Annotated in this window: 26 protein-coding genes and 1 riboswitch; of the genes, 9 read left to right on the top strand and 17 right to left on the bottom strand. The window is 63.8% G+C overall.

The window, feature by feature from the left end; genetic code table 11:
- Positions 1-53: 53 nt before the first annotated feature.
- Genes EN851_RS01880 through EN851_RS01850 form a run of 7 tightly spaced genes read right to left on the bottom strand, consistent with a single transcriptional unit; the run spans position 54 to position 6607 of the window.
- A complete protein-coding gene (locus EN851_RS01880; protein ID WP_135928407.1) occupies positions 54-641 on the bottom strand; it encodes an NAD(P)H-dependent oxidoreductase in 588 nt (195 codons plus the stop codon).
- Positions 641-1222, bottom strand: a complete 582-nt coding sequence (locus EN851_RS01875; protein ID WP_167531380.1) for an NAD(P)H-dependent oxidoreductase — start codon at positions 1220-1222, stop codon at positions 641-643. The genes EN851_RS01880 and EN851_RS01875 overlap by 1 nt, the downstream gene beginning before the upstream one ends.
- Positions 1222-2625: an FAD-binding oxidoreductase gene (locus EN851_RS01870; protein ID WP_135929132.1), complete on the bottom strand. Its 1404-nt coding sequence runs from the start codon at positions 2623-2625 to the stop codon at positions 1222-1224. Before EN851_RS01870 ends, EN851_RS01875 begins: the two co-directional genes overlap by 1 nt.
- On the bottom strand, positions 2625-3926 hold the full coding sequence (locus EN851_RS01865; protein WP_135928406.1) for a cytosine deaminase: 1302 nt from the start codon (positions 3924-3926) through the stop codon (positions 2625-2627). The genes EN851_RS01870 and EN851_RS01865 overlap by 1 nt, the downstream gene beginning before the upstream one ends.
- A gap of 4 nt (positions 3927-3930) precedes the next feature.
- Positions 3931-4779, bottom strand: coding sequence for an ABC transporter permease (locus EN851_RS01860; RefSeq protein ID WP_127871556.1), 849 nt, complete (start codon positions 4777-4779; stop codon positions 3931-3933).
- Entirely contained in the window at positions 4766-5590 is an 825-nt protein-coding gene (locus tag EN851_RS01855; protein ID WP_135915686.1) for an ABC transporter ATP-binding protein, read from the bottom strand. Before EN851_RS01855 ends, EN851_RS01860 begins: the two co-directional genes overlap by 14 nt.
- Positions 5591-5602: 12 nt before the next feature.
- Entirely contained in the window at positions 5603-6607 is a 1005-nt protein-coding gene (locus EN851_RS01850) for an ABC transporter substrate-binding protein (RefSeq protein ID WP_127277990.1), read from the bottom strand.
- A gap of 267 nt (positions 6608-6874) precedes the next feature.
- On the opposite strand from EN851_RS01850, the gene EN851_RS01845 reads away from it, so the two are divergent.
- Positions 6875-7258, top strand: a complete 384-nt coding sequence (locus tag EN851_RS01845; RefSeq protein WP_127277991.1) for a RidA family protein — start codon at positions 6875-6877, stop codon at positions 7256-7258.
- A gap of 217 nt (positions 7259-7475) precedes the next feature.
- A complete protein-coding gene (locus tag EN851_RS01840; protein ID WP_135928405.1) occupies positions 7476-8279 on the top strand; it encodes a creatininase family protein in 804 nt (267 codons plus the stop codon).
- A 4-nt stretch (positions 8280-8283) separates the two neighbouring features.
- Here the strand turns inward: EN851_RS01840 and EN851_RS01835 are convergent, their stop codons facing one another.
- Both EN851_RS01835 and cobD read right to left on the bottom strand, forming a co-directional pair.
- Entirely contained in the window at positions 8284-8793 is a 510-nt protein-coding gene (locus EN851_RS01835) for a tyrosine phosphatase family protein (protein ID WP_127277993.1), read from the bottom strand.
- 5 nt (positions 8794-8798) lie between these two features.
- Positions 8799-9836, bottom strand: coding sequence for a threonine-phosphate decarboxylase CobD (cobD, locus tag EN851_RS01830; RefSeq protein ID WP_135928404.1), 1038 nt, complete (start codon positions 9834-9836; stop codon positions 8799-8801).
- On the opposite strand from cobD, the gene cbiB reads away from it, so the two are divergent.
- Positions 9835-10809 (top strand): adenosylcobinamide-phosphate synthase CbiB, encoded by a 975-nt coding sequence (gene cbiB / locus EN851_RS01825; RefSeq protein ID WP_135866615.1) that lies wholly within the window; start codon positions 9835-9837, stop codon positions 10807-10809. The genes cobD and cbiB overlap by 2 nt on opposite strands.
- Here the strand turns inward: cbiB and cobO are convergent.
- From cobO to EN851_RS01805, 4 genes are read right to left on the bottom strand one after another with little or no spacing between them, the layout of a single operon-like run.
- Positions 10806-11429, bottom strand: a complete 624-nt coding sequence (gene cobO / locus EN851_RS01820) for a cob(I)yrinic acid a,c-diamide adenosyltransferase (protein ID WP_127871562.1) — start codon at positions 11427-11429, stop codon at positions 10806-10808. The genes cbiB and cobO overlap by 4 nt on opposite strands.
- 1 nt (position 11430) lies before the next feature.
- Entirely contained in the window at positions 11431-11946 is a 516-nt protein-coding gene (gene cobU / locus EN851_RS01815) for a bifunctional adenosylcobinamide kinase/adenosylcobinamide-phosphate guanylyltransferase (protein WP_135928403.1), read from the bottom strand.
- Complete coding sequence (locus tag EN851_RS01810; protein ID WP_135928402.1) at positions 11939-12742, bottom strand: CbtA family protein; 804 nt, start codon at positions 12740-12742, stop codon at positions 11939-11941. Before EN851_RS01810 ends, cobU begins: the two co-directional genes overlap by 8 nt.
- Before the next feature lie 15 nt (positions 12743-12757).
- A complete protein-coding gene (locus EN851_RS01805; protein WP_127280551.1) occupies positions 12758-12937 on the bottom strand; it encodes a CbtB domain-containing protein in 180 nt (59 codons plus the stop codon).
- 35 nt (positions 12938-12972) lie between these two features.
- Positions 12973-13171: riboswitch (cobalamin riboswitch) on the bottom strand.
- 143 nt (positions 13172-13314) lie between these two features.
- Here EN851_RS01805 and EN851_RS01800 point away from each other — a divergent pair.
- A complete protein-coding gene (locus EN851_RS01800) occupies positions 13315-14481 on the top strand; it encodes an aromatic ring-hydroxylating dioxygenase subunit alpha (protein WP_135928401.1) in 1167 nt (388 codons plus the stop codon).
- A 50-nt stretch (positions 14482-14531) separates the two neighbouring features.
- Here the strand turns inward: EN851_RS01800 and EN851_RS01795 are convergent, their stop codons facing one another.
- Positions 14532-15731 (bottom strand): MFS transporter, encoded by a 1200-nt coding sequence (locus EN851_RS01795; protein ID WP_135928400.1) that lies wholly within the window; start codon positions 15729-15731, stop codon positions 14532-14534.
- Between the two features lie 234 nt (positions 15732-15965).
- On the opposite strand from EN851_RS01795, the gene EN851_RS01790 reads away from it, so the two are divergent.
- Positions 15966-16964, top strand: a complete 999-nt coding sequence (locus EN851_RS01790; protein ID WP_135928399.1) for a DUF1624 domain-containing protein — start codon at positions 15966-15968, stop codon at positions 16962-16964.
- A complete protein-coding gene (locus tag EN851_RS01785; RefSeq protein WP_127280835.1) occupies positions 16961-17431 on the top strand; it encodes an isoprenylcysteine carboxylmethyltransferase family protein in 471 nt (156 codons plus the stop codon). The genes EN851_RS01790 and EN851_RS01785 overlap by 4 nt, the downstream gene beginning before the upstream one ends.
- Before the next feature lie 12 nt (positions 17432-17443).
- On the opposite strand, the gene EN851_RS01780 is transcribed toward EN851_RS01785, so the two are convergent.
- The 3 genes from EN851_RS01780 to mgtE form a co-directional block, all read right to left on the bottom strand.
- On the bottom strand, positions 17444-17956 hold the full coding sequence (locus EN851_RS01780) for an HXXEE domain-containing protein (protein ID WP_127280836.1): 513 nt from the start codon (positions 17954-17956) through the stop codon (positions 17444-17446).
- A 67-nt stretch (positions 17957-18023) separates the two neighbouring features.
- Positions 18024-18410 (bottom strand): MerR family DNA-binding transcriptional regulator, encoded by a 387-nt coding sequence (locus tag EN851_RS01775; protein WP_006203215.1) that lies wholly within the window; start codon positions 18408-18410, stop codon positions 18024-18026.
- Between the two features lie 141 nt (positions 18411-18551).
- The gene (mgtE, locus tag EN851_RS01770) at positions 18552-19970 is read right to left on the bottom strand and encodes a magnesium transporter (RefSeq protein ID WP_135919208.1); all 1419 of its coding nucleotides are present in this window, start codon (positions 19968-19970) and stop codon (positions 18552-18554) included.
- Between the two features lie 391 nt (positions 19971-20361).
- On the opposite strand from mgtE, the gene EN851_RS01765 reads away from it, so the two are divergent.
- The 3 genes from EN851_RS01765 (at position 20362) to EN851_RS01755 (ending at position 23306) form a co-directional block, all read left to right on the top strand.
- The gene (locus EN851_RS01765; RefSeq protein WP_135866598.1) at positions 20362-21033 is read left to right on the top strand and encodes a response regulator transcription factor; all 672 of its coding nucleotides are present in this window, start codon (positions 20362-20364) and stop codon (positions 21031-21033) included.
- 121 nt (positions 21034-21154) lie between these two features.
- Positions 21155-22345 carry an aminotransferase class V-fold PLP-dependent enzyme gene (locus EN851_RS01760; RefSeq protein WP_135928398.1) on the top strand — a complete coding sequence of 397 codons (1191 nt, stop codon included), beginning with the start codon at positions 21155-21157 and terminating at the stop codon, positions 22343-22345.
- Between the two features lie 10 nt (positions 22346-22355).
- Entirely contained in the window at positions 22356-23306 is a 951-nt protein-coding gene (locus EN851_RS01755; RefSeq protein WP_135928397.1) for a CoA ester lyase, read from the top strand.
- Positions 23307-23315: the final 9 nt, after the last annotated feature.

The raw sequence follows: 23315 nt of genomic DNA, 5'->3' as shown, positions 1-23315 counted from the left end.
CCTCGCTTCGCGAGGCCACCTTCTCCCACAAGGGGAGAAGGCAAGTGCTGCTCTCAAAAACGCTCCAGCTTCGCCCGCACCTTGACCAGAAACGCCGCTCTCGTCGCCGGCGTCGAGGCATCCATCAAATAATGCGCCAGGAAAAACGTCTTGCAGCGTCTGGCGCACAGCGCCCGCATGCCGCGCAGCAAGGTCTTGCGTCCGGGCTGGCCGACGACGACGCTCCACCAGGTTGGCGCACCACAGGTGGTGATGACGCCGACCTTGGTGACATGCGTCATCAGCGACTTGATCCTGCCCTTGCCCGCCGGCAGCTTGAAGGCGATGTCGGTCGCCCACACCCGGTCGAGCCAGCCTTTCAGCATCGCCGGCAGCCCATACCACCAGGTCGGATAGACGAATAGGATCGCCTCGGCCCAATTGAGCAGTTCGAAATGCGGCTTCAGCGCCGGATCCTGCGGCGCATGGTCGTTGTAACTGCGCCGCTCCTCGCAGCTCATCACCGGATCGAATTTCTCGGCATAGAGGTCGAGCAGCCGCACGTCCCAGCCTCGACGCGTCAGCACGTCCACGGCGGTGTCGCGGATCGCGGCGCAAAAGCTCTCCGGCACCGGATGGCAATAGACGACAAGCGCACGCATCAGAAGGCATCCATGCTGGCCGCGACCTTCGTCATGAAGGACTTGCGCGTTTCGTCGGTCGACAGGTTCATCGCATAATGGGCGAGATAGGAGACGGGAGCGCCGGGCTTGATCGTGGCGCGCAGCATGCGCTTCACGACCTTGCGCGGCGGATCGCCCATCACCATCGCCCGGAACCGGCTGCCGCCATAGGTGGTGACAGCCGCCAGCTTGCGGATGTTGTGCAGCGTCGGCTGCACTTTGCCATCGACCAACTTGAACGACACGCCGGGCAGGAAGACGCGGTCGAAAAATCCTTTCAGGATCGCCGGATAGCCGTAGTTCCAGACCGGAAATGACAGCACCAGGGCCTCGGCCGCCTGCAGCCTCTGAATGTAGCCGGCAACCGCATCCCCTGGTCCACGCGGGTCGTGATAGCCAAGCCGTTCCGCCCGCGTCAGGCGCGGGTCGAAATTCTCTGCGTAGAGGTCGCAGTTGTCGACTGTATGACCCGCCGCCGTCAGCCGCTCGACGATCATCCGGTGCAGGCCGGCATTGAAGCTGGTCTCGACCGGATGGGCGTAGAGCACGAGGATGTTCATCAGCCTGCCTTTTGCAGCCCCTTGAACAGAAAAGTCCGGCCCGAACGGTAGTCGTAGTCCGGGTTTTCCCAGGCGATCATCTTGCCGGGATTGAGCAGGCCTTGCGGATCGGTCTCGCGCTTGAAGGCCAACTGCACGGCGTCGGTCTGCTTCATGCCGCCCTCTTCCAGTGTGTAGCGGTGCGGGTTGAAGATCGGGCAGCCATTGTCCTCATGCAGGCGGATGATTTCGTCGAGCCTCGCCTCGGTGGTGAACTTGACCAGCGGCAGCCCGAAGCAGGTGATGTTGCCGTCCAGCCGGACGAATTCGAGATGCGAGAACACCTCGCCAGGGAACATTGCATCCATCTTCTCGACCAGCGCCAACTGGTCGGGAAAGGGATAGAGCGATTGCAGATAGGTAATCGACGGATCGACCCGCAGTGCCCTGAGCGTGGTGTGGTTCCAGGCCAGCTCGTAGGCCGGCGGCAGGCCCTTTTTCACCTCCGGCGCGGCAAGGGCAGCGTTGAAGATCACGTCGCCCCCGGCGCGGCGCGTAAAGGCCAGGAAGGCGTCCAGCCCATGCCGAGCCACCATGACGACGCAGATGCTTTGCCCTTCCCTGAAAAATTTCTGGTGCCGCTTGAAGTAGAGTTGCGGCACGGGTGCCGCGATCGGCGTGATCAGCTTGGTCAGGATGCCGTCCTGGCAGGCGAGCGCGTTTCCATAACGGGCTGCTTCCATGAAGGCGTCGAAACCGACGATGACATCGATCCAGTCATAGGCTGCCGTCAGCGGCATCTCGACCTCGGATATGATGCCATTGGTGCCATAGGCGTGGGTCACCTTGTGCAGGTTCTCGCCTGTCAGTTCGAGCACCTTCGGCTCGGCCTCCATCGTCACCACGCGCAGCCGCAGCACGTTGCCGAAGTCGCGCAATCCGCCGAAATTGATCGAGCCGACACCGCCAGAACCACCGGCGATGAAGCCGCCGATGGAGGCGGTGTTGTAGGTCGAGGGCGACAGCCTCAGTTCCTGGCCGGAATGCGCCCGCGTCGCCTTGTCGATGTCGGCCAGCACCGCGCCGGGTCCGGTCACCACGCGGCCTGGGCCGATCAACTTGATCTCGTTCACCTCGGCGAGGTTGAGTACCACCCCGCCCGACAGCGGCATTGCCTGGCCGTAATTGCCGGTGCCGCTGCCGCGCGGCGTCACCGGCACGCCACGGCGGTGACAGGCGGCAAGCACGCGGATCAGTTCGGCCTCGGTCTTCGGCGTCACGATGAGGTCGCCGGTGACGTGGTCGAGCTGCCGTTTCAGCACCGGGCTGTACCAGTAAAAGTCGCGGCTCTTCTGCTGGACGATCGCCGGATTGTCGTCGAGTTTTATTCCGTCGAGATCGCGTTTGAGCGCCGAAACATCCATCATTCCACCATCAGCTCGTCGAGTTCGGCATAGTCGGGCAATCGCCGGTCGATCGCGCGTCCGGCGCGCACGACGATGCGATCCGATTCGGGCCGCGACAGCAATTCCGTCCAGCTTCGACCTTTGAACAGGATGAAGTCGGCGTCGCCGCCGGCGGCAAGCATGCCGAAGCCATCGAGCCGCATCACCTTGGCCGGTGTCGCGGTCACCGCCTGCGGCCAGTCGGCGACCGGATGATCGAAATGCAGGATGCGCGTCGCCATGCGATAGACTTCCAGCATGTCGAGATCACCATAGGCGTAGAAGGGGTCGCGGGTGTTGTCGGAAGCGACGGCCACCGGAATGCCCCTCGCCTTCATCTCGTGCAGCAGAGTCACGCCACGCCAGCGCGGCGTGGTGCCGTCGCTCCGTCGATCCTGCAAATAAAGATTGCACATCGGCAGCGACACGATGGCGAGCCCGGCCTTCGCCACCTTGTCCAGCGTGTCCAGCACCTCGAGATCTGGCTGCCGCGCCAGCGAGCAGCAATGGCCGACGAGGATCTTGCCCTCGAATCCGTTCCACAGGGCTGCCTCGGCGATCTTCTTCAGCGAGATCGCGGCGACATCGTTGGTCTCGTCGGCGTGAAAATCGAGGTCGAGCCCGTGCTTGGTCGCCTGCGCGAAGACGTGGTCGAGCAGTTCCTCCAGGTCCGGCACCATATAGGTGACCACACCCAGCACGCCCCTGGCGGCGGCCACTCGTTTGGCCAGCCTGTCGAACCATTTTCTGTCGCGCACGCCCTCGATGCCGAGCAGGCAGGCACCCTGCAATTCGATGCGGCCGCGCCATGCCTCGCGCATCGTCTCGAACACTGGCCAGGAGATTTCCTCCTGAGGGGCGACGCTGTCGATATGGGTTCTCAGCGCCCTGGTGCCATGCGCGTAGGCCGAGCGCAGCGAGAAATCCATGCGCTTCGCCACGTCCTCGGCGCTCCAGCGCGCCATGCGGTCGGCGCCGGTGGCGTTCAGCGCACCCATGAAGCTGCCGTCGGGATTGGGCTTTCGCGGCCAAATATGGCCCTTGTCGATATGCGTGTGGCAATCGACGAAACACGGCAGCACGATACGGCCGCCAAGATCGATGGCGCCGGCCGGCACTTTCGATGCGGCATGCGCCGCGATGCTGGAAATCTTGCCATCGGCGACGGTGATGTCGGCCAGCGCAAAACCATCTCTGTCGAAGACCGAGGCAAAGCCCGGCGTCAGCGACGCGTGAAGCCGGACATTGGTTAAGTGGTAGGGACCTGAGGCTGGTATCAAGGCACTAGCGCTCCTGCTTCAACGCGCTCTCGTGCCAGCGCCGCAATATAAGATGCGAAATCAGCGACAGCACGAGGAAGATCAGAATGCCGGTGAGCGAAATCAAAAACAGCGCCGCGAACAGCCTTGGCGCATTCAGCCGGTAGCCGGCTTCGATGATGCGCGAGGCGAGCCCCGACGACTGGCCGGTGGCGCCGGCGACGAACTCGGCCACCACCGCGCCGATCAGCGACAGGCCGCCGGCAATCTTCAGCCCGCCGAGAAAATACGGCATCGCCGCCGGCAGTCTGAGATAGCGCAGCTGCTGCCAACGCGTCGCGCCATTGAGCTTGAACAGGTCGCGCAGATTGCGGTCGACGGAGTTGAGGCCGAGCGTGGTGTTGGACAGGATCGGAAAAAAGGCGACGATCCAGGCGCAGAGCAGAAGCTTGGTCGTCTGGTTGTCGACATAGATGTTGATCAGCGGAAAGATCGCCACGATCGGCGTCACCTGCAGCACGATGGCGAAGGGGAAGAACGACATCTCCACCCATTTCGACTGCGCGAACAAGACCGCCAGGCCGACGCCGCCGACAACCGCGAGGAGCAGGCTGAGGAAGGTGATGCGCAGGGTGACCAGCAGCGCGGAGAACAGCAGGCCGGCATCGTTGTAGAGCGTCCACAGCACCACGCCGGGTCGCGGCAGGATGTACTGCGGAATCTCGTTCCAGACGCAGATGCGGTCCCACAGCCAGATCGCCAGGATCATGATCGCCAGCGGCAGCACCCAGCGGCCGATCCGCTCGAGCCGCTCCTGGCGCACGCGCCGCGCTTCCTCGGGGTCGAGTTTCAACGTGCCGTCAATGACCGTCATGATGCGAGCCCGCCGTTGAGTTGATGGCATTGACCAGAACGTCGGAGGCCTGCCGGCACAGGGCTGCATAATCCGGCGACGTGCGGAAAGCCTCGTCGCGCGGATAGGATGCCTCGATGGCGAGTTCGTCGAACACCCTGCCCGGCCGCGCCGCCATGACGACGACGCGGTTGGACAGAAACACGCTTTCGAACACACTGTGGGTGACGAAGACGACGGTGAAGCGCTCGTCCTGCCACAGTTCCAGCAGGTCGTTGTTGAGCTTGAAGCGAGTGATCTCGTCAAGCGCGGCGAACGGCTCGTCCATCAACAGCACGCGCGGCTTGGTCACCATGGCGCGTGCGATCGAGACACGCATCTTCATCCCGCCGGACAGCTCGCGCGGCACCGCGTCCTCGAACCCGGTGAGGTGAACCCGCGCCAGCATTTCCGTTATTGCCGGTGCGGCCTTGGCGCGAGAAATGCCTTTCAGCCTGAGCGGCAGCCAGACATTGTCGAAGACGCTGGCCCAGGGCAGCAGCGTCGGCTCCTGGAAGACGAAGCCGATATTGGCGCGGTCGAGCGAGCCCCCGCCGCGCCAGTCGAGCACGCCGGAGGTCGGCGTCGACAGGCCGGCGATCAGCCGCAACGCCGTCGACTTGCCGCAGCCCGATGGCCCGAGCAGGCTAAGGAAGTCGCCTTCCCGGATCGTCAGGTCGACATCGCTGAGCGCCGTCACGCCATTGGAAAACACCTTGCCGACGCCACGCAGCGCCAACAAGGTCGGAGCGACGTCCAAGGCCGGCGCTTGCGCCACCTTCTCCCTCTTCATGCCGGGACCGGCCTATTTCTTCAGCTCGAGCCCGACGCCCTTGTTGACGAAGGCCAGCGTGTAGGCCTTCGTGATGTCGATGCCTGCAGGCGTGACCTTGGCCTTGACCATCTTGTCGTAGAAACTCTTGATCCGCGCATCGGTCATGGCGCCGATGCCGAGCTTCTCGGTGTCGCCGGAATCGGCAAGGCCGAACTTCTTCATCTGCTCGATCGAGAAGGCGATCTGCTCGTCGCTCATGTCGGGATTATCTTTCTTGATCATGTCGTTGGCGGCCTTGTTGTCGCCGTAGAGGTATTTGTACCAGCCCTTGGCCGAGCCATCGACGAAGCACTGGACCACCTCGGGCTTCTTGTCGATCGTGTCCTGCATCACCTCGATCGTGGTCGAATAGGTGTCCCAGCCATAGTCGGCGAGCAGGAACTGGTTCGGCACGAAGCCGCCTTCCTTCTTGACCGCGAACGGCTCCGAGGTGACGTAGCCCTGCTGGATCGACTTCTTGTTGGCGAGGAAAGGAGCGGTGTTGTAGGTGTAGGGCGCGCGCTTTGAAGCATCGAAGCCGAGCTCGATGACCATCCACTGGAAGAAGGTCTGCGCACCTTCATCGCCCAGAATGTACTGCTCGGCGTTCTTCAGGTCTTCCCATTTATCGAGCCCCTCGCCGGGGTGGGACATGATGACCTGTGGATCCTTCTGGAAATCCGCCGCCACCACGCGCATCGGAATGCCTTGCTGGACGGCATCGAAGGCCGACAGCAAATTGCCGCCCATGTAGAAATCGATCTTGCCGGCGAGCAGCATCGGCCGGCCGCTGACCTGCGGGCCGCCCTGCATGATCGTGACATCGAGGCCGCAGGCGGCATAGGTGCCATCCGCCACGGCCTGGTAATAGCCGCCATGCTCCGGCTCGGCGAGCCAGTTGGTGCCGAAAGTGACTTTTTCATTCGCCGCCGCGCCCAGCGTGCTGGCCGCAAGCAGAGCCACGACAGCCACCGAAATCTTCTGTTTCACGTACATTGACACCGCCCTTTATTTGCACCGGCGCGTTGCGCGCCGTGCTTGACACCAAAGATTCAAGAAGCAAGACACATGCCACCGGCGTCGCGCGCCGGGACCCGCCCGCCTGCACCACAGCCATCTGCGAAAGCCGGAAAGGTCGTGCTGCACCGAAGGGCATCGTGCCTATTTTTTGAACGCCTGTCCACAATCGCACGGGCGACATGCACCGCCATCTTGATGGTGCAATGCATCCGGCCTTAGGCTGACGATATCCAGGAGATTGCCATGTTCAAGTTTCTCACCCCGAAGTCGATCAAGCCGCCCTTTGCCCGTTACAGCCACGGCGTCGAGGTGCCGGCCGGCAAGCGCCTGGTGCTGTGCTCGGGCCAGGTCGCCATCACGGCGGACGACCAGATACCGGAAGACGCCGGCGCGCAGGCCGAACTCTGCTTCAAGAACATCGCGGCGATCCTGGGCGAAGCCGGGCTGGGGTTGCCTGATATCGTTCGCATCAACGCTTACGTCACCGACCGTGCGCATCTGCGGCCCTATATGGAGGTCCGTGACCGTATGTTCTCCAGCCCGGCGCCGGCCTCGACGCTGATGATCGTTTCCGGCTTTGCCAGGCCCGAATTCAAGGTCGAGGTCGAGGTCATCGCGGCCGGGTAAGAAGCGCCAGTGAAACCCTACGAATCGACAGTCCAATCGTCTAAAGTCACGCGAAGTTGGCGCTGCCCCTCATCCGCCTGCCGGCACCTTCTCCCCGTATAGAGACGGGGAGAAGGGAAGCGCTCCGAGGCTGGCGATCCCCTCTCCCCGTCCTTACGGGGAGAGGGTAAGGGTGAGGGGCAGCGCCGACGCCAAATCAGTTCCGTTGAGGCACAAAATGAACGAGACAAAAAGACGCGTCTGGTGGGGCGACTACCGGACATCAGAATATGCCTCGATCGATCCCGAGGCGACGATAGCGGTGTTGCCGCTGGGGGCGATCGAGCAGCATGGGCCGCATCTTCCTGTGTCGACCGACACCTCGATCATGAACGGCATGCTCGACACGGTGATCGCACGCCTGCCCGAGGACCTCGACATCCGTATCCTGCCGGTCCAGGCGGTGGGCAAGTCGAATGAGCATCTCCATGCGCCGGGCACATTGACCCTGCCGGCAACGACACTGATCGAGGCGTGGACCGAGCTTGGCCTGTCGATCGCGCGCGCCGGCGTGCGCAAGCTCATCGTCGTCAACTCGCATGGCGGCAATGAGGAGATCATGGGCATCGTCACGCGCGAACTGCGCGTGCGCGAAAAGATGCTGGCGGTGAAGACCAGCTGGCAGCGCTTTGGCCGCCCGGCCGGCATGTACACCGAGCTCGAGGACCGTCACGGCATCCATGGCGGCGATGTCGAGACCTCTTTGATGCTGCATTTCCGGCCGGATCTCGTCGACATGGGCAAGGCCGACAATTTCATTTCCAACGTCGCCAAGGCCGAGAAGGACTTCACGCTGCTGCGTCACACCGGCACGCATGCCTTCGCCTGGATCGCTGGGGATCTCAACCCCAACGGCGTGGTCGGCGACGCCAGCATTGCAACGGCAGAGAAAGGCCGATTGACTGCGCAATATCAGGCCGACGGCTTCATCAACCTGCTGCGGGACATGCGCAAGGCAAAGCTCGCGGAGTGGCTGAAATAGCCGCCTAAATATCGATCTTGAGCGCGAACGGCGTGCCTTCGAAGGCGTCGGCCCCTCGCCCGATCGACTCGATCGCCTCAATCATGCGGCCCTTGCGCTCGAGCAGCGTGTCGGCCACCGCGATCAGTCGCGGATTGGGCGTCGCCGAAGGAGACAGCGCGCGCAACGTCTGCGCCAGTTCCAGCTCATTGCGCTTAGGCGCCAGCGCCGCGGTGATGATGTAGGCCGAAGCCGTCGAACGGCTGATGCCGGCATAGCAGTGAACCACCATCGGCCTTGCCCGGTCCCAGCGGCGCGCGAAATCGAGCAGACTGCGCACATGCTCCTCGCCAGGCATGGTCATGCCGTCCTGCGCCACCGCAATGTCATGCATGACCAGATGCAGGTGGTTTTCCCTAGGGATCGAGGCCGGACGCACCACATCCGTCCCGGCCGCAAGCAGCGATAGCATGCGGTCGGCGCCTGTCCTGGCCACCGTTTCCTCGATCTTCGCCAGCGAGCAGACATGGATCATTGTTTCTAACCTTTCGACCGATCCTCGCGCCGCGACGCCCAATCGGCAAGCGCGGATTCGAGCCTGCGCCATTCCACCTCGCTCCCCGGCAGGCCGGCGCGCAGGACATGCGGCCGGCCGGAGAAATGCCGGAGCAGAATGCCGCTCTCGCCAAGCGCGGAAAACAGGCCGCCGGCATCGGGGAGGCTGAGATAGCGGAACAATGTGGTGCCGCCAGCGACGCGAACGCCGAAACGGCCGAACAGCGCATCGAGGCGCGCCGACGCATCCACCAGCGACGCCCGCATCGCATCCTGCCACCCGAGATCGGCGAGCGCGCGGATGCCATATTCCAACGCCGGTCCGGCGACGGCCCACGGCCCGAACTGCGTGTCCAACCGTTCAGCCGTTGGCGCATCGGCAAGCGCGAACCCAAGCCGCAGTCCGGCCAGACCAAAGAACTTGCCGAACGAACGCAGCACAACGATGCCGCCCTGGCCGACATCGCCGGCGAGACTGTGTTCGCGCGGGCCGACATCCATGAACGCCTCGTCGACGACCAGCAACCCGCCCCTGGCGCGCAACCTGGCGGCCAGCGCCAGCAGCCGGTCGCGCTCGATGATGCGCCCATCCGGATTGTTCGGATTGACGATGATGGCGAGGTCGGCTTCGGCCAGCGCGGCGAAATCGCCGACCCCGGCCACCACGTGCCCGGCGATTGCCGCCGCCCTGGCGTGTTCCGCATAGGTCGGCGCCAGCACCAATGCCTTGCCGGGCCGCACCAGCGATGCCACGCGCGGCAGCAGAATCTGCGTACCAGGCGCCGCCACGACGTTGCCCGCTGAAGGCGCGCCATAGGTTTGGGCCGCAATCTCTATCAGCTCGCACCCACGCGCGGCCTCCGGCAATCGCCACAGGGCGGTGGCGGGCAGGTCGAAAAGCGGGTAGGAGTGCGGATTGATACCGGTCGAGAGGTCGACGAACGGCAGCACGGCATTGGGGAAAAGCGCCCTTGCCCGGCCAAGACTTCCACCATGGTCCACCGCTCCTTCAAGAAGCTTCATGTCAGTCCTGATCGCTTTCCTGTCATTGGTTGTCGAATTCGCCCTCGGTTATCCCGACTGGCTGTTTCGCGCCATCGGCCATCCGGTGACGTGGTTCGGAAGGCTGATATCCTTTCTCGACTTGAGGCTCAACCGCGCCACTGATCCCGACGCGCTGCGTCGCCAACGTGGTGTCCAGGCGCTTCTCGTCATCGTGCTGGTGCCGGCGGCAGCAGGTCTTTGCGTGCAGCTTGTCCTGCTCTGGTTCGTCCCCTTGGGATTGATCATTGCCGTCCTTCTGGCGACATCGCTTCTGTCGCAGAAAAGCCTTTACGAACACGTCGAAGCCGTCGCCGACGCGCTCGACAGCGGAGGCCTCGACATGGGCCGAGCCGCCGTCTCGCGAATCGTTGGCCGCGATCCCGAAACGCTGGACCGCGCCGGCGTCTGCCGGGCGGCGATCGAGAGCCTGGCGGAGAATTTCTCCGACGGCATCGTCGCCCCCGCCTTCTGGACCGGTGTCGGCGGGCTGGCCGGCGGCGCCGCCTACAAGGCCGCCAACACCGCCGATTCGATGATCGGCCACCGCACCCCACGCCATGAGGCCTTCGGCTGGGCGGCGGCACGCTTCGACGATTGGATCAACCTGCCGGCATCACGGCTGACGGCGGTGCTGATTGTGCTGGCCGCTTTCCTGGTCAAGGGCACCGACCCCGGCAATGCCTGGCAGGCGGTACGGCGCGACGCGAAAAAACACCGCTCGCCCAATGCCGGCTGGCCGGAAGCGGCCATGGCCGGCGCACTTGGCCTCGCGCTCGCCGGGCCGCGCAGCTATGGCGGCGTCGTGGTCGACGACGTCTTCATGGGCGAAGGCGGACGACGCGATGTCGACAGCGGCGACATCCGGCGGGCGCTCCAACTTTATCGTGTCGCCGACTATTTGCTGATTGGCCTGTTTGGGCTGATCGCGGTGATCGCAATCCTGGTGTTCTAGAACTCGATGCCCTGCTGCGCTTTTACGCCGGCGGAAAAATGGTGTTTCGTCAGCCCCATCTCGGTGACCAGGTCCGCCGCCTCGACCAGCGCCGGCTTCGCGTTGCGACCGGTGACGACAACGTGCAGGCCCTCGCGGCGAGCCTTGAGCGCGGCAACCACCTTGTCGAGATCGAGATAATCGTAGCGCAGCGCGATGTTGAGTTCATCGAGCACGACAAGGCTGATCGAGGGGTCGCCAATCAATTCCACGGCCTTGGCCCAGGCGGCTTCGGCGGCCGCGATGTCGCGCTTCAGATCCTGCGTTTCCCAGGTGAACCCCTCGCCCATCGCATGCCAGACGACCCGGTCGCCGAAGGCGGCGAAAGCGTCCTTCTCGCCGGTGTGCCATTTGCCTTTGATGAACTGGACGACGCCGACGCGCTTGCCGTAGCCGAGCATCCGCAGTGCGAGACCGAAGGCGGCCGTGGTCTTGCCCTTGCCGGGGCCGGTGTTGACGATCAGCAACCCCTTCTCGATCGTCTTGCCCGCGACCTCGGCGTCCTGCACCGCCTTGCGCTTGGCCATCTTGGCGCGATGGCGTTCTTCATCCCGGTCTTTGGAGCCCTTGTCTTCGGTCATTTCATTTCACCTTGAGCGGTAGCCCCGCCACCATCAGGAGCACCGTATCGGCGACCGCGGCGACCCGCTGGTTGAGCCGACCGGCGTCGTCGCGAAAACGCCGCGCCAGCGCATTGTCGGGCACGATGCCTTGCCCGACCTCGTTCGACACCACGAACCACGGCCCGCGCGGCCGCGACAGAACGTCCGCCAGCCGTCGGCACACGGCCTCGACGTCGTGATCCGCCAGCATGTGATTGGTCAGCCACAGCGTCAGGCAGTCGACAAGCACCGGTTGACCATCCGGCAACGCCTCTAGCACTTCGGCAAGGTCGAGTGGCACATCGATGGTCGACCAGCCCTCGCCGCGCCGCGAACGATGCAGCGCGATGCGCTCGTGCATCTCGTCGTCATAGGCTTGCGCCGTGGCGATATAGGCCCATGGCGGGGGCAATGCCGTCACCAGGGTTTCGGCGTGCGCGCTCTTGCCGGAGCGCGCACCACCGATGATGAAGGTCAGCTTGCCCAGATCAGGCAAAGCTGTCGCGCAGGCTGGTCGCCGGGCCGGTGAAGCGCCCGCGAACCACGCCGACGACCGCGCCGAGCAACAGCCAGAACACCAGATTTGTCACCGTCACCGCCACCACGAACTGATGATGCAGGCCTTCCGGGATCGGTGTCTCGAAGCTGTCGGGCTGCGGCGCGCCGACAATGTGCGGCGCGACGATCAGCAAGACCGCGAGGATGGTCAACGGCAGCGATCTGCGAAACACGATCAGGCCAAGGCCGATAGCGGTTGCCGCCACCGTTGCCGACCACCAGATCTGGCGCGGCAGGAGATCGGCCGCCGGCATTGCAGGCAACTCCGGCTGCAGGCCGAGGCCAGGCGCCAGTGTGAACACGGCAAAGCCGGCCAGACCCCAGAAAACGCCCTGGCGCCAGTTGCCGACGCCGCCTGCGAATTCCGAAACCGCGACCAGGACCAATGCGAAGCCGATGCCGGTGACGATATTGGCAAGCACGCTGAAGGCGAAACGCTCGAAGCCGTCGGCCGGCGCCCAGCCTTCATCCTCCGCTGCCGGAGCAGCTGCTTCCGCTGCCGGCGCGGCGGAACTCATGGCATTGCCTGCCGGAGCGGCCGTGCTCACGGCGCTGGTATCGGTCGCGGCGGGTGCCGCGCCATGATCGTGGTGATGGCCGCCGCCGGCCTGTTCGTAGACTTCCGCTTTCAGGATCAGCGGAACGGTCGCATAGGCCTGCATGCAGGCAAGAACGACACCGGCCACGAGCCCCGCGATCGCCGCGACGAACACGACGTTGCGAAAAAGGTTCATGATGTCAGATCCCAGTTAGTGGCAGGGAAACGCCATCGAGTGGCGATAGTCGTGGGCGGCGTTGTGGACCGCATCGATGTGTGAGAAGCCGACAAAACCAACGACGAAGATGCCGAGCAGCGCCGCGAGCGCGAGCTGCATGAAGCGCGACTGCGAGGAGACGGAGGCGCCGAGGGAGACGGTAGCGGTAGTCATGTCTTGTCCTTTCACCCTCCACCCGAGGGCATCGAAGTCAGTTTCCTGTCGCCGGCAGGTCTCCTGGCTCGCGGATAAGCGCCCTTCCCCACCTTCCCGAAGGAAAACCTTCAGTGGCATATGGAGAGGACTACCGCACACAGTTGCGGGGGCAGCCACGGCATTGGGCGAAACCTCGCCCGCACCGCATTCCCTCTTGGCTCCCAAAAAGGAACCGACGACGTTGGTGACTATAGGGAAATTCGCCGCGCGCGGCAAACCAAATTCCGACAGCCGCCAGCGCAGGAGCGTCGTGTCGGCAAAGCCGCTCCCATCCCGTCCTGATTGACAAAGTTCATGGCCGGGTGTCGGCTGGCAAGCCTCACAGGAAGCCAGCCATGCAGCCCAATGCCAGCGAGCGCGATCCTTATAACGGGCTGACCCGTACCGAGCCGACGCTGCCCTCATCGGCATATTGGGACCAGGAGAGCTATAAGCGTGATCTCGACGCCATCTGGTACAGAGACTGGCTGCTCGTCTGCCGCGAGGCCGATCTGGCGCAGCCGCTAGCCTTCCGCCGATTCCGCATCGGCACGCAGGACATCCTCGTGCTGCGCGACGACACAGGTGAGCTGCGCGCCTTCCACAACACCTGCCGCCATCGCGGCTCGCAGCTTTGCCAGGAGAGCGAGGGCCGCCTGAAAGCGCGGCTGATAACCTGCCCGTATCACGCCTGGTCCTACTCGCTGCGCGGCGAGCTGGTGCGCGTGCCGTCGAAATCACTGCCTGACGGCTTCGACAAGGCCGATCACCCGCTTTATCGCGTCGCGCTCTCGGTGTGGCGGGGCTTCGTCTTCGTCAATCTTGCTGAAGATGCCGCCGGCTCGGCGCAATCCTCCTTCGATCCCGCGTCCGGCAACCTCGGCAACTGGCCGCTCGAAACGCTGGTATCGGGCCATATGCTGCGCAAGGTCATGAACTGCAACTGGAAGATCTTTTGGGAAAACTTCAACGAGTGCCTGCACTGTCCGGGCGTCCACAAGGATTTGTCGCGGCTGGTGCCGATCTATGGCCGCGGCCTGATGAGCCGGCATGACGATCCCGAATGGCTCCGCCACGCCGACAATGACGCGCCGGAATTTTCCGGCGGCTTGCGCGCAGGCGCCCAGACCTGGTCGCGCGACGGCCAGACGCACGGCCCGGTCTTCTCAGGGCTGAAGCCGGCGGAACGCAGCGCCGGCCAGACTTATGCCACCAGCCTGCCCTCGATGTTCATCGTCGGCCATGTCGACTATGTCAGGACCGTGCACCTGGTGCCGCTCGGTCCCGAACAGACCGAGCTTGTCGCGGAGTGGCTGTTCGCGCCCGAGGCCCTCGCCGAGACCGATATCGACAACATCATCGCCTTTGGCACACAGGTGCTGGAGGAGGACGCCGCCATCTGCGAGGTCAACCAGAAGGGCTTGCGCTCGATGCGCCACACAGCCGGCGTGCTGATGCCCGAGGAATATGATCTGCACCGCTTCCACAATTGGGTGCGCGAGCGCCATGCGGCGGTGACATGAGGGTATGTCGAGATTCAGGTCAGGCCGGCATCACCTGAATATCGACATACCTACAGGGACTTCGGCAGGTAGCGCCAGGTCATGAAGCCGCAAAACGCCGCCAGCAGGCTGAGGGTGACGAACACCGATCCCAGGCCGAAGAACGCCAGCACCACCGAATAGACCAGCGGCGGCGTCAGTTCGGAAAAATCGAGATAGGTGCGGTAGACCGCCGCCATCTGCGCCCGCTCATAGGAGCGTACCGAGCGCATGAAGGCGGTCGAACCCAGGGCGTCGAGCGCGATGGTGAAGAAGGCGCCGCACAACAGGAAGGCGCCGGTCAGCAACGGTGCTGTCGCTCCGATCGTGCCGGCGGCCAGCAGCGATGCCGACATGGCGAAATAGGCAAACGTCATGGTGCGCCGGCCGCCAAAGCGCTTTCCTGCCTTGCCCCAGAAGATAGCCATGAACAAAAGCGCGTTGCCGGCCGAGACCAGCAGGCCGCCGGCGATATCGCCCTGCCCGGTGATGACCATGAACAGCGGCCCATAGACGAAGAACGTCGTCCAGAAGCAGCAGCGGCCGAAGGCGATCAGCCAGGCGAGTCTGAGCCTCGGCTGCGCCACGAAGCGGCCGATATTGGCGAGCGGATTGGCCGGCCGCGTCTTACCCGGGCGGATCGACGGGTTGTCACCCAGCCGGTAGGTCCAGAACAGCGCCAGCAAGGCCAGGGCGAACACCGCCACCGCACCATGCGCGGCGTAGATGCCGAAATGCGCGTAAAGAAAGATGCCCAGCGTCGGCCCACAGGTCCAGGCAACCATCGACCACGCCATGCGCAGCGATTCGGCCTGCATGAAATCGGTCTTGCGGATGTGGTCCATGATGTAGAGGTTGAGCGTGATCGACAGCGCGCTGGCGCCCATGACGCGGCACAGCATGCCGGCCAGTTGCCCGGCGAGCGTATGGGTAACGAAGAACAGCGAGCCGAGGGCAAGCAGGCAGGCGCCGGCCGTGTACACCCAGCGCCGCGCGAAGCGGCGGATCAGCATCGGCATGAACAGGGTCACCGACAGGCCGAGCAGCGACACGACGGTGTAGAGGATCGAGACGATCTGCTCGTTGTGCAGGATTTCGTAGGCCTGGATCGGGATGACGCTCGACACCATGGCGCGGGCGAAGGATTCGACCGCGTAGAGCGAGGCGAAGGTGCGCGCATCCGCGGCCTTGAGGGCCGGAAGCCAGATCGGATGGCGCACATGGGTGGACATTGCTTCCCCAAACAGAATCGCGGCGCCAAATCTGGCGTGGACATTTCAGGCCCATTAAGAGGAAACCGACGCCCACCCGGCAAAAAGCGAAGCCGGTCAAAGGCTTTCCCGCGCTGGCCCAACCCGGCGGCTGGTGCGGGCTCAGCCGCGCGACCCGGCCCAGGACGGCCGGCCTTCTTCTATCCGGTGCAACCGTGATAGTCGTCTTGGAGGGCTGAATCAGATCGCGAGACCATGACCATCCATACGCCGACCGCACCCGTTCCTGAGCCATCGAAGCGCATCGTCGCCATCGACATCGTGCGCGGCATCGCGTTGATCGCGATGGCGAGCTACCACTTCACCTGGGACCTGGAATTCTTCGGTTACACCGACCCTGGTCTCACCGCCTTCGGCTGGTGGAAGTTCTACGCCCGCTGCATCGCTTCGACTTTCCTGTTCCTGGTCGGCGTCAGCCTCTATCTCGCCCATGGCCGACAGATCCGCTGGAACGGTTTCTGGAAGCGGTTCGCCATGGTTGCGGGCGCGGCGGTCGCCATATCGGTCGTTACCCGCATCGCCACGCCCGACGGATTCATTTTCTTCGGCATCCTGCACGAGATCGCGCTGGCGAGCCTGCTTGGCCTCGCGTTCCTGCGCCTGCCGGCGCTGCTGACGCTTGTCGTCGCCGCGCTCGTCATCGCGGCGCCAGCCTACCTGCGCTTCGAGGCCCTCGATCACCCCTGGCTGTGGTGGATCGGCCTGTCGGCGATCAATCCGCGCTCCAACGACTATGTGCCGCTGTTTCCATGGTTCGGCGCCGTGCTTCTCGGCCTCGGGGTGACGAAACTCGCGTCCGCTTCCGGTATACGGGCACGTCTGGCGAGCCTCGTGCCAGGCCGCTGGGCCAATCCGCTGGTCTTCATCGGCCGCCACAGCCTGGCCTTCTACCTGATCCACCAGCCGCTGCTGATCGGTTGCGTCTGGCTGTTCTCGCAAGTGATGCCGGCGCAGGTCGACCCCCCGCGGGTCAATTTCTTGAAAACCTGCCAGCGCTCGTGCGAGCAGATGCGCAACGCAACCTTCTGTTCGAGCTATTGCGGCTGTATGCTCGAGACTCTCGAAGGTGAAGGCTCTCTTGATCGGCTCTACAACAACGACCAGACTGCGGACTTCAGGGCGCATCTGTCCGATCTTGCCGCAACGTGTACCGCCAAGACCGAGGACAAGATGACGGAGGGAGGGACGCAATGACGGAGCCGAAGCCTGGGCTGATACCGTGGCCGCCGGTGATCTACGTCGCCGCAATCGCCCTCAGCATCATCCTCGGCCTGCTCTATCCCCTGCCCTGGATCGGCGACCTGCTGGGCGATATCCTGTTCGCCGCCGGTTGGGTGGCTTTGTTCGCTGTCGCCGTCCTCTGGTTCACCGCGATCCGCACCATGATACGGGCCAGGACAACGCTCAATCCCAACGCCGTGCCCGATCATCTCGTCACGACCGGTCCCTTCGGCGTCACCCGCAATCCGATGTACCTGGCCAACACGCTGATGCTGATCGGCGTTGCCTTCGTCTCGGGCATCGCCTGGTTCTTCCTGCTTGCCTTCGTCGCCGCCTTCGTCACCCAGAAGGTCGCGATCGAGCGCGAGGAAAAGATGTTGGCGGCGAAATTCGGCAAGAAATATCGCGACTATGCAAAAAGAGTGCGGCGCTGGATCTGAGGTCCGGCGGGATCAGTCAGAAGCCTTGCCTGGAGCGCCTGCCGTGTCCGGAAGCAGTTTCCGGCCGACATAAAACAGCACCGGGAGCAGAAGCACGATGGCCAGGACAATGGCGGGCGCCGTCAAGGCGAAGCCGGTCGCCGAAATATATCCCTCGCGAAATGCCTGATGCAGCAGAGCCGCGGTGACCGGCAGGTTCAATGCGAGAGCGGTCGCGGTCCCCGGCATATAGCGGCGCGTGACCATTGTGACGAGGAGATGTGGAAAAGCCACGTTGAGCAGCATCGCAAGCGCATAGCCCGACAGGACGTAGGCGCCGAAACTCTCCCGTCCCTGCACGGTGGCGAGCAAAGCCGCAACGCCAGCAAGAACAACCAGCACGAACACCGCGAACCGGAATTCGTTGGCCGCGAGGGGACGGTGCCAGCGCCCCGCCTGCTCGGACCAGGCAGGCAGGAAAACCGCCTCCTCCAGATTGTGGACGGTGACAGCGGCGACAAACAGCCAAGCGAGAGTGATGAACATGACGTGATCGACCGCCGGTTCAGCCTTCACAGTTCCTGGCGGCGAGGCATCGGAGCAACCGCACAGGTCAGGTATTGACGCCGAGCTCGACCAGCCGCTCGACGCAGGACTCTTCGGCCTGGTCGAGTTCGGCCAGCGTCTCCTCGAGGTCGCGGCGCTTCTGCCTGAGATCCTCGCGCTTTTCCTCGATGCGCTTGATCATCAGCTTGAGCTGCCCGACCTCGCCCGGCGGCTCCTTGTACATCTGGATGATCTCGCGGATCTCGTTGATCGAGAAGCCGAGCCGTTTTCCACGCATGATCTGCCGGATGAGATGGCGATCGGAAGGGCGAAACAGACGCGTGCGGCCGCGACGCACCGGCTGCACCAGCCCCTCGTCTTCGTAGAAACGCAGCGTCCGCGTCGACACGTCGAATTCGCGGGTCAGTTCGGTGATCGAATAATATTCCCGCATTGTCACTCCATGCCGGAATTCCGGGTGATCGCCATGCGGCGTCGCCCATCTGTCCCGAACCAAACCCTTGCCCGCCGGAATCGAACCCGGCACCCCCGCACGAGCCTCGCACGGCATTTACGTAAAAGTCAATTGAGACACTTACCGGACGCCGAACCACCAGGTCGCGAGGCCGAGGAAGGCAAAGAATCCAATGACATCGGTGACCGTGGTGACGAAAACCGCCGAAGCGACCGCGGGATCGACCTTGAAGCGGTCGAGCAGCAGCGGGATCAGGATGCCGGCAAGGGCCGCCACGAACATGTTGATGATCATCGCCGCGGCGATGATGCCGCCCAGATTAGGATCGCGAAACCACGCCGCCGCGACGATGCCGATCAGGATGGCGAAGACGATGCCGTTGATGAAGCCGACGCCCATTTCACGGCGGATGATGCGGCCGGCATTGTAGATGTCGAGATCCCTGGTCGCCAGCGCCCGCACGGTGACGGTCATGGTCTGCGACCCGGCATTGCCGCCCATGCCGGCCACGATCGGCATCAGCACGGCGAGCGCCACGATCCGTTCGATCGTGTGGTCGAACAGGCCGATCACCGATGCCGCCAGAAATGCGGTCAAGAGATTGACGAGCAGCCAGGGAACGCGCGAGCGCGAGGTCGCCAGAATGCTGTCGGAGAGCTCTTCGTCACCGACGCCGCCCATGCGCAGCAGGTCTTCCTCCGCTTCCTGCTGGATGACGTCGACGACGTCGTCGATGGTCAGCACGCCGACCAGCCGCTCGTTCTCGTCGACCACGGCGGCCGACAAAAGGTCGTATTGTTCGAATTCCCGCGCCGCCTCTTCCTGGTCCATGGTGGCCGGGATGGCGTGCCGCGTCTCATGCATGACTTCCTCGACCTTGACCGCGCGCTTGGTGCGCAGGATCTGGTCGAGATCGATGGCGCCCAGCAGCTTGAAGGTCGGATCGATGACGAAGATCTGGCTGAAGCGCTCGGGAAGGTTCTTGTCCTCGCGCATGTAGTCGATGGTCTGGCCGATGGTCCAGAAGGGCGGCACCGCGACGAACTCGGTCTGCATGCGCCTTCCGGCGGTCTCTTCCGGGTAGTCGAGCGAACGGCGCAGCCTGATCCGCTCGGTGAACGGCAGTTGCGACAGGATCTCGTCCTGGTCTTCCGGCTCGAGGTCTTCGAGGATGTAGACCGCATCGTCGGAATCGAGCTCCTGCACGGCCTGCGCGATCTGCGCATTGGGCAGATTGTCGACGATATCCATGCGGATCGCCTCGTCGACTTCGGTCAAAGCGGAGAAGTCGAAGTCGGCGCCCAGCAGATCGACCAAGGCAAGCCGTTGTTCGGGGTGCAGCGCCTCGATGAGGTCGCCAAGTTCCGACTGATGCAGGTCGTCGACTTCACGCTTGAGGGTCAGCGTGTCGCGGTCGGCGATCGCCGCACCAATCCGGGCGAGGAAGGACGAAAGGACGGCACCGTCCTCGCCATAGATGTCGGCGTGGTGCTCGTCGGCGGCCCTGGCGCCCGTCGTCCGTTCGTCCTGGCCTTCCACCAGCGCCTCCCGCCATCAGAATCCCGGAAAAGGTGCAAATCAGGTCTAGACCATGAGTCCGCAAAGTGGAAACCGGTTTTTCGGCCCGGTGCCTGTGCAAAAGCGAAGTCGGCCCAACACGCTTCAACTTCGCAACATGGCCTTCTAACGCTCGGGAATCTCAGGTCAAACGCATGCTTGCCCGCTCACGTCGGGCTTCCCCGATGCCGTGTTGTCATGCGCGCGCGGACTATCGATTTCATCAAAAGAAGGGCGCCCTTCGGCTTCCGGCGGCGCGACAGCTGATGTCGCTGGGGAAAGAGCACCCTCGCGCCATTGGGGCAGAATTACCATGACGCAGGTCCAGGCATCGCCAGGACCCGCCAGGCCGCAACAAAAAAGCCGGAAGCCCTTGAAGATCAGGTCACGGACAGAGAACAAGGCAATCGAAGAGCGGCGCGTTCGCGTGGTCGTCGCCGAACGCAATCCGCTCGTCATATCGGCTCTGCGCGAAATGCTGGAATGCGACGGGCGGTTCGAACTTTTGGCCTCGGTACGAAGCGGCAGGCATTTCCTGGAGCTTGCCACGGCACAGGAGTTCGATGTCGCCGTGATCGGTTGGAAGCTCTCTGACATGGACGGCGCGGACGTCCTGGCCGAGGTCCAGGGCAGCAAGCTCAACGTTCGCATCGCCGTCTTTTCAAACGACCATGACATCGGCATCCTGAAACAGTGCGTGCGCCTGGGGGCGCAGGGCTACTGCTTCCAGTTCGACGATCCCGCCATCATCTTCGACACGATCCTGGCGGTCGCGCACGGCCGCATCTGCATCCCCTATATCGACATCAACAAGGTCAACGACACGCCTCTGTCTCGACTGACCGTGCGCGAGCGTGAACTGCTGGCGGTGCTGTCCGACGGCTGGACCAATTTGCAGATCGCGACCCGGACCGGCATCTCCGAGAATACGGTGAAATATCACCTCAAGAATCTCTACGACAAGCTGGATGTCCGCAACCGCGCCATGGCGGTAGCGCTCTATTCGAGCGAGAAGCGCCGAAGCCCCAAGTCACCTATCGGGTAGGCCAACCGGGTAGGAGCACCCCACCCGCGCGGGCCAACTACTTACCCGGCAAGGTGTTGTTGGCCGGCCGTATCGACGCGACACTTCCTCCACAATCCAAAACGATCGGAGGAGTTCGCGCATGGCTGGGTTCACTCATCTCTTCATCCCAGGACCCACAAACATTCCCGAGCAGGTGCGGCAGGCGATGAACCTGCCGATGGAGGACATGCGCGCGGCCACCTTCCCCGATCTCACCCTGCCGCTGTTCGAGGATATCAAACGCGTCTTCAAGAACGAGACCGGCCGCGTCTTCATCTACCCGTCCTCCGGTACCGGTGCCTGGGAAGCGGCGATGACCAATGTGCTCAGCCCTGGCGACCGCGTTTTGATGTCGCGCTTCGGCCAGTTCTCGCATCTGTGGGTCGACATGGCCGAGCGGCTCGGCTTCGAGGTCGACGTGATCGACTGCGAATGGGGAACCGGCGTTCCGCTCGAGCTCTATGCGGAGCGGCTGAAGGCGGACAAGACGCACCGCATCAAGGCCATCTTCTGCACCCAGAACGAGACGGCGACGGGCGTCACCAGCGACGTCGCCGGCTGCCGCGCGGCGCTCGACGATGCGAACCACCCTGCCCTGCTTTTCGTCGACGGCGTCTCGTCGATCGGCTCCATCGACTTCCGCCAGGAGGAATGGGGCGTCGACTGCGCCGTCAGCGGTTCGCAGAAAGGCTTCATGCTGCCGGCCGGCCTCGGCTTCCTGTCGGTCAGCAAGAAGGCTCTCATCGCTTCGAGAACCGCCACCCACCGGCGCTGCTTCTTCTCCTTCGAGGACATGATCCGCGCCAACGATGCCGGCTATTTTCCCTACACGCCGGCAACGCAGCTGCTGCGCGGCCTGCGTGCCTCGCTCGACCTGATCGCCGATGAAGGGCTTGAGAATATCTTTGCGCGCCACCATCGCCTCGGCGAAGGCGTGCGCAAGGCGGTCGACGCCTGGGGCCTGAAGCTCTGCGCCAAGGCGCCGAAATGGCACTCCGACACGGTCAGCGCCATCCTGGTGCCCGAAGGCATCGACAGCGCTGAAATCGTCAAAAAGGCCTACCAGAAGTACCAGACGTCGCTTGGCGGCGGCCTCAACAAGGTGGCTGGCAAGGTCTTCCGTATCGGCCATCTCGGCTGGCTGAACGAGGTGATGGTGCTGGCCTCGCTGTCGGCGGCCGAAATGGCGTTGCTCGATTGCGGCGTGCGGCTGGCGCCGGGTTCCGGAGTCGGCGCCGCCATCCAGCATTTCCGCGCCTCGGCCGCGGTGCCGGTCGCCGAAGCCGCTTGAGGATGAGAAGATGAGCCACACCATCAACCATCTCAAGAAGCTCAGGCTGCAGCGCAGCGAGCTGGCGGTTCCCGGCTCCAGCCCGGAGATGATCGACAAGGCGGCCAACAGCGCCGCCGATTTCGTCTTCCTCGACATCGAGGACGCTGTCGCTCCGCCCGACAAGGAACGCGCCCGCAAGAACATCATCCAGGCACTCAACGACATCGACTGGCGCGCAAAGGGCAAGACAGTCTCGGTGCGCATCAACGGCCTCGACACGCACTATATGTACCGCGACGTCGTCGACGTGATGGAACAGGCCGGCGACCGGCTGGACACGATCCTGGTGCCGAAGGTCGGCGTGCCGGCCGATCTCTACATGGTCGAGGCCATGGTCAACCAGATCGAGATGGCCAAGGGATTCACGACCCGTGTCGGCTTGGAAGCGCTGATCGAGACCGCGCTCGGCATGGCCAATGTCGAGGCCATTGCCGCGACGCCCGGCCGGCTGGAAGCGATGCATTTCGGCGTCGCCGACTATGCTGCCTCAAACAAGGCGCGCACCGTCAACATTGGCGGCCTCAACCCCGACTATCCCGGCGACCAGTGGCATTTCGCCCTGTCGCGAATGACGGTTGCCTGCCGCGCCTATGGCCTGCGCGCCATTGACGGGCCGTTCGGCGATTTCTCCGATCCGGAAGGCTACAAGGCGGCCGCCCGGCGCGCCGCCGCACTCGGCATCGAAGGCAAATGGGCGATCCATCCCTCGCAGATTGCTTTGGCCAACGACGTGTTCTCGCCGCCGGAGAAGGAAGTCACGCGCGCCCGCCGCATCCTGGAGGTGCTGAAGGAAGCCGAGGCGCAAGGCAAAGGCGCCGCCGCACTCGACGGCAAGATGATCGACGCCGCTTCGGAACGCATGGCGCGCAACGTGCTGGTGGTCAACGACGCCATCGAACGCGCCGGCCAGCTTAATTAGCCAACGAGG

This window comes from Mesorhizobium sp. M8A.F.Ca.ET.208.01.1.1 (genome assembly GCF_004791315.1).
Taxonomy (GTDB): Bacteria; Pseudomonadota; Alphaproteobacteria; order Rhizobiales; family Rhizobiaceae; genus Mesorhizobium.
This window is presented reverse-complemented; position numbering and strand designations above follow the sequence as displayed.